4 protein-coding genes are annotated in these 6,022 nt (G+C 65.6%); all 4 read left to right on the plus strand.

Annotation, left to right across the window (positions count from 1 at the left end; translation table 11 throughout):
• From BLW56_RS18835 to BLW56_RS18850, 4 genes are read left to right on the plus strand one after another with little or no spacing between them, the layout of a single operon-like run.
• A complete protein-coding gene (locus tag BLW56_RS18835) occupies positions 1-1,428 on the plus strand; it encodes a serine hydrolase domain-containing protein (protein WP_093512571.1) in 1,428 nt (475 codons plus the stop codon).
• Positions 1,429-1,446: 18 nt separating this feature from the next.
• Positions 1,447-2,457: a dipeptide epimerase gene (locus BLW56_RS18840; RefSeq protein ID WP_093512573.1), complete on the plus strand. Its 1,011-nt coding sequence runs from the start codon at positions 1,447-1,449 to the stop codon at positions 2,455-2,457.
• Between the two features lie 27 nt (positions 2,458-2,484).
• Entirely contained in the window at positions 2,485-3,771 is a 1,287-nt protein-coding gene (locus tag BLW56_RS18845) for a metal-dependent hydrolase family protein (RefSeq protein ID WP_093512641.1), read from the plus strand.
• 2 nt (positions 3,772-3,773) lie between these two features.
• Entirely contained in the window at positions 3,774-5,759 is a 1,986-nt protein-coding gene (locus BLW56_RS18850) for a serine hydrolase domain-containing protein (RefSeq protein ID WP_093512643.1), read from the plus strand.
• The last annotated feature ends 263 nt before the right edge of the window (positions 5,760-6,022 follow it).

A 6,022-nucleotide genomic window follows, 5' to 3' on the forward strand; every position in this document is an offset into this window, starting at 1 on the left:
ATGGCGCGACCTATTTTCACCCTTCTTGCACTTGCCGTATCGGCACCGGCTCTGGCCGCTGCCCCGGCAATTTCAAAGCCTGAAGATCTTGGCACGGCGGTGTCGGCGCAGATTGCCTGCGCCAGCATCTTCGTCGCCGATCGCGCGGAGGCCGACGTGCTCCGCGACGACATCCACGCCTTCGCGCCGTTCATGACGGACGTGACGCTGGCGGTCGACCGCAAGGCGCGGACCGTCACCGCTTCGGCGCCGGGGGCCGCGACGCGCACTGCGCTGTACCGCCCCTTCGTTGGCTGCACCCTGCTGACCGGCGATGTTTCGACGGCCGTGCTGGATGCGCAGGCGGCTAAGCTCAAACCGATGCGGGGGAATGCCGCGAAACCCTGGCCGATCGGTGACGCCCCGGTGCCGAAGCTGGCGGCAGCTGCCGAAGCCAGGCTCGACCGCCCCGCGCTCGACAAGGCGGTGAGTGCCGCCTTCGACGAACAGAATAAGGGCGGCTATCCCGACACGCGCGCGATCGTCGTGGTGCAGGGCGGAGCGATCGTTGCCGAACATTATGCGCCGGGTTTCGATCGGAACACCGAGATGCTCGGCTGGTCGGCGTCGAAAAGCATCATGGGCACGCTCGTCGGCATTCTGGTCGATGACGGTGTCCTCAAGCTCGACGAACCCGCGCCCGTTCCCGAGTGGAAGGGGGAGGGCGACCCGCGCGCGAAGATCACGCTGCGCCAGCTGCTCACCATGTCGAGCGGCCTGACCTTCAGCGAAAGCTACGTCCCCGGCAATGACTCGATCAAGATGTTGTTCGAGACGGGCGACATGGGCGCGATGGCGGCGGCTTTGCCGCTGAAGGATGCACCCGGCACGAACTGGAGCTATTCTTCGGGCACGACCAACATCCTCTCGCGCATCGTGTTCGATGCGACCGGCGGCACGCTCGAAGGCATGACGCGTTTTGCACAGAAGCGGCTGTTCGAGCCCACGGGCATGACCAGCGCACTGATCGAGCCCGACGAAGCCGGGGTGCAGGTCGGCAGTTCCTACGCCTACGCCACAGCGCGCGACTGGGCGCGCTACGGCCTGCTGCATCTCAACAAGGGCAAGGTCGGCGGCAAGCAATTGCTCTCGAAGGAATGGCTCGACTTTGCCGTCACCCCGACGAAAGCCGCGCCACGCCCGGTCTATGGCGCGCAGCTCTGGCTGAACCAGCCCGAAGCCGGGGGCGAACGCCGCAAGCTTTACCCAGACCTGCCCGCCGACACCGTCATGGCGCGCGGGCATAGCTTCCAGATCGTCGCCGCGATCCCGTCGCAGGATGCGGTGATCGTCCGCCTCGGCTGGACGCCCGAGGGCCATGCTTTCGACTGGAACAAATATCTCTCGCAGATCGCGGCGGCGCTCGCGCCCGCTGCGCCTGCGCCCTGAACCACCAAAGGACAATCGATGACGACGCTTACCCCTCTCTCGCTCGACCTCGCGATCGAATCGCTTCCGCTGGCGAAGCCGTTCCGCATCTCGGGGCATGTCTTCACCGACACGCCGGTCGTCCTCGTCACGCTTTCGGATGGCACGCACAGCGGCCGCGGCGAAGCGTCGGGGGTCTATTATCTCGGCGACGATGTGCCCGCGATGACGGCGGCGATCGAAGGCGTGCGCGGTGCGGTCGAGGCCGGGGTGACGCATGAGCAGTTGCAGACGCTGCTCCCCGCTGGCGGCGCACGCAACGCGCTCGACTGCGCGCTGTGGGAACTCGAAGCCCGCCGCAGCGGTCAGCCCGTGTGGGAACTCGCCGGTCTCGCAGAACCGCGCCCGCTCCGCACGACCTTCACGCTCGGCGCCGACGATCCCGAGGTGATGGCCGAGGGTGCGCGCCACTATGCGCAGGCGCGCGCGCTCAAGCTCAAACTCACCGGCGACCTCGATGTCGATATTGCCCGCGTGCAGGCGGTACGCGCCGCGCGGCCCGAATGCTGGATCGGGGTCGACGCCAATCAGGGTTTCGCGATCGGCGATCTCGATGCGCTGGTCGAAGCGCTGGTCGCCGCCGACGTCAAATTGCTCGAACAGCCGCTGGCGCGCGGCCGCGAAGCCGACCTCACCGGCTATCAATGTCCGATCCCCATCGCCGCCGACGAAAGCGCGTTGACGCTGGCCAACGTCGAGGGTCTCGTCGGCCGCTTCGACGTCGTGAACATCAAACTCGACAAGTGCGGCGGATTGACCGAGGGCCTCGCCATCGCGAAACGCGCCCGCGAACTCGGGCTCGGCGTGATGGTCGGCAATATGGTCGGCTCCAGCCTCGCGATGGCGCCGGCGTTCATCGTTGGACAGCTCTGCGACATCGTCGACCTCGACGGCCCGATCTTCCTCGCGGACGATCGCAAGCCTTCGATCGAATATACCGACGGCGACGCCTGGTGCGGCGAGGCGATTTGGGGCCGCAAGGTCGGCTGACGCGATAACGGGACAGGGAGAGGCATGATGAAGAAAACGATGTTTGCGGGGCTCGCGCTGATGGCATTGATCCAGCCCGTCGCGGCGCAGGAATCGACCGCGACCTATATCCACGCCGGCCGCCTGCTCGCCGATCCAGCAAACGGCCGTGTCGAAACCAACAAGACGATCGTCGTCGAAGGCGGCAAGATCGCCGCGATCCGCGACGGTTTCGTCGGTGAAGGCAAGATCGTCGACCTTCGCGACCAGTTCGTGATGCCGGGCTTCATCGACAGCCATGTCCACCTGACCTTTGAATCGAGCCCGACAAGCCGCCTCGACGCGGTGACCAAATCGACCGTCGATCAGGCATTCGACGGCGTCGTCTTTGCCAAGCGCACGGTGCGCGCCGGTTTCACGACCGTGGTCGATCTCGGCTCCGATCAACAGGCGATCAACGCGCTGCGCGACGCGACCGCGACGGGCAAGATCGTCGGGCCGCGCATCATCGCTGCGGGCGGCGTCGCTGCGCATGGCGGGCATGGCGACGTCCACGGCTATCGTCAGGAAATCATCGACCTGTTCCGCTCGCCGACGCTCTGCTCGGGCGCCGACGATTGCGCACGTGCGGTGCGCCTGGCGGTGCAGCAGGGCGCAGACGTCATCAAGACCGCCTCGACCGGCGGGGTGATGTCGAACACCGCGGCGGGGCTCGGTCAGCAGATGAGCGACGCCGAACTCGTCGCGATCGTCGACACCGCACATCGCCTCGGCCGCAAGGTCGCGGCGCACGCGCACGGCACCGACGGCGTCAACGCCGCGCTCCGCGCCGGTGTCGATTCCGTCGAGCATGGCACCTATCTCGACGCGGAATCGATCCGGCTGTTCAAGGCGAAGGGGAGCTATCTTGTCCCGACGTTGCTCGCTGGCGACACCGTCGCGCGGCAGGCGGAGGAGGCCGAATGGATGCCCGCACCGGTACGTGCCAAGGCGCGCACCGTCGGACCGCTGATGGTCGATGCCTTGCGCCGCGCGCATCAGGGCGGCGTCCGCATCGCATTCGGAACCGACAGCGCGGTCTCGAAACATGGCGAGAATGCCCGCGAATTCGCGCTGATGGTAAAGGCAGGGCTGACCCCGCTCGAGACGATCAAGTCCGCCACCGTCTGGGCGGCAACGCATGCCGGCCTCGAAACCGAAATCGGTACACTCGCGGCCGGCAAATCGGCCGACATCGTCGCGGTGAAGGGCGATCCGTTGACCGACGTGCGCACGCTCGAAACCATGGGCTTCGTCATGGCGCGCGGCACCGTGGTGCGGGCAGCGGGAGAATGAACATGCGTTCGATCAAGCTGTTCGCGCTGCTGCCGCTCGCCATGATGCTCGGCACCGCGGCGACGAAGCCGGCGACACCGCTGGCGCCTGTCCTCGCGCCCAAACCGGCGGCCGAAGCACAAAAGACAGCGCCCCCGGTCACGACCCCGATCGCGCCGTCGGCAACGCTCACCAAGCAGGATGTCGACAGCTGGCTCGACGGCTTCATGCCCTTCGCGCTGAAGCGCGGCGACCTTGCGGGCGCGGTGATCGTCGTGGTCAAGGACGGGCAGGTGCTGACCCAGCGCGGTTTCGGCTATGCCGACGCCGCCAAGCGCACCCCGGTCGATCCCGCGCGCACGCTCTTCCGCCCCGGTTCGGTGTCCAAGCTGTTCACCTGGACTGCCGTGATGCAACAGGTCGAGGCGGGCAAGATCGATCTCGACGCCGACGTCAACACCTACCTCGATTTCAAGATCCCGCTGAAGGACGGCAAGCCCGCGACGATGCGCCAGTTGATGACGCACACTGCGGGGTTCGAGGAGCATGGCAAGCTGACCATGTTCGAGGACAAGAAATTCCAGATCTCGCTCGGTGACTATGTGAAGGGCGGGATTCCGAACCGCATCTATGCGCCGGGGACGACACCCTCCTATTCGAACTATGGCACCGCGCTGGCGGGCTATATCGTCGAGCGCGTGACGAAAATGTCGTTCGACGATTATGTCGAACAACGCATCTTCCAGCCGCTCGGCATGGCGCAGTCGACTTTCCGCCAGCCGCTGCCGGCTGCATTCGCGCCGTGGATGGCGACCGGATATCGCCAGCTTTCGGCCGGCCCCTCGAAGTTCGAGATTGTTGGCCCGTCACCCGCGGGCGGCCTGTCCTCGACCGGCGCCGACATGGCGAAATTCATGATCGCACATCTCAATCAGGGTGCGGGGCTGATGAAGCCCGAGACCGCACGGACGATGCACGATACGCCGCTGACGATCCTGCCGCCGCTCAACCGGATGGAACTCGGCTTTTTCGAAACCAACATCAACGGCCGTCAGGTGATCGCGCATCTCGGCGACACGCAGTTGTTCCACACCGCGCTCCACCTGTTCACCAACGAAAATATCGGCCTCTACATGTCGTTCAACGCCACGGGCGATCAGGCCTCGGTCGGCCCCGTGCGCCGCGCATTGTTCGAGGATTTCGCCGATCGTTATCTCCCCGGCAATGAAATGCCCGCGACGCGCGTCGATGCGAAAACCTCGGCCGAACACGCAAGGATGCTCGCCGGCAACTGGCTCAACAGCCGCCGTGCCGAAACCAATTTCTATGCGATCGCCTCGCTGCTCGGTCAGGTGAAGATCAGCGTCGGGCCGAAGGGCGAACTGATCGTTCCCGCCGGACGCGACCTCAACGGCAAGCCGGCCAAATGGGTCGAGACTGCGCCCTTCGTCTGGCACAATGCCGACGGCCACGGCCGGCTCGCCGCACAGGTGGTCGATGGCAAGGTCGTCCGCTGGAGCATCGACGGCATCTCGCCCTTCATGGTGTTCGATCGCGCGCCGGCGTCGAAATCCGCGGCGTGGATCATGCCCGCGATGTACGTCAGCCTCGGCATCCTGCTGATCACCTTGCTGCAATGGCCGGTCTCGGCACTGATCCGCCGCCATTACAAGGCGCCGCTGACGCTCGAGCGCCGGTCGCTGCGCGTCTATCGCGGCGTTCGTGTCGGGGCGGGACTGGTCCTCGGCCTGATTGCAGCGTGGGTGATCAGCATGTCGAAGCTGAAAGCACTGCCGTCCTACGATCCGTGGCTGTGGTTCCTCCAGATCGCCGGCCTGATCGTCCTCGTCGGCGGCACGCTGCTCGCGGCGTGGAACCTCCGCATCGTCGCGCGCGAAAAACGCGGCTGGTTCCGCATCCTCTGGGCATCGCTGCTGCTGCTCGCGATGCTCATGCCCTTCTACGTCGCATGGACCTTCGGCCTGATCGCGATGACGGTGAATTACTGATCCAGATCTGAAAAAGAGGGCGGTGGAACTTCACCGCCCTCCTTTAACACCGCTTTCCGGATGATCCTCCCCGTGGCCGCGCCGCGGGGATTTTTTCGTCGTCACCCCGGGCTCGATCCGGGGGCCATGACTTCGTCGCTGGACGCATCTTCGGGATGACGACTGGCGGGAAACGACCGCTAGCGGTCATTGCCCAACGGCTCGGCCTCGAATGTCGCTCCAATATTCGTCGTGAACGTCGGGGTCGATTTCCACCGGCATAG

It is taken from the genome of Sphingopyxis sp. YR583, from assembly GCF_900108295.1.
Lineage (GTDB): Bacteria > Pseudomonadota > Alphaproteobacteria > Sphingomonadales > Sphingomonadaceae > Sphingopyxis.

What these genes read in the sequence shown, in the direction of transcription:
- BLW56_RS18835 (WP_093512571.1), top strand. Translation starts at nt 1, where the DNA reads ATGGCGCGACCTATTTTCACCCTTCTTGCACTTGCCGTATCGGCACCG.
- BLW56_RS18840 (WP_093512573.1), top strand. Translation starts at nt 1,447, where the DNA reads ATGACGACGCTTACCCCTCTCTCGCTCGACCTCGCGATCGAATCGCTT.
- BLW56_RS18845 (WP_093512641.1), top strand. Translation starts at nt 2,485, where the DNA reads ATGAAGAAAACGATGTTTGCGGGGCTCGCGCTGATGGCATTGATCCAG.
- BLW56_RS18850 (WP_093512643.1), top strand. Translation starts at nt 3,774, where the DNA reads ATGCGTTCGATCAAGCTGTTCGCGCTGCTGCCGCTCGCCATGATGCTC.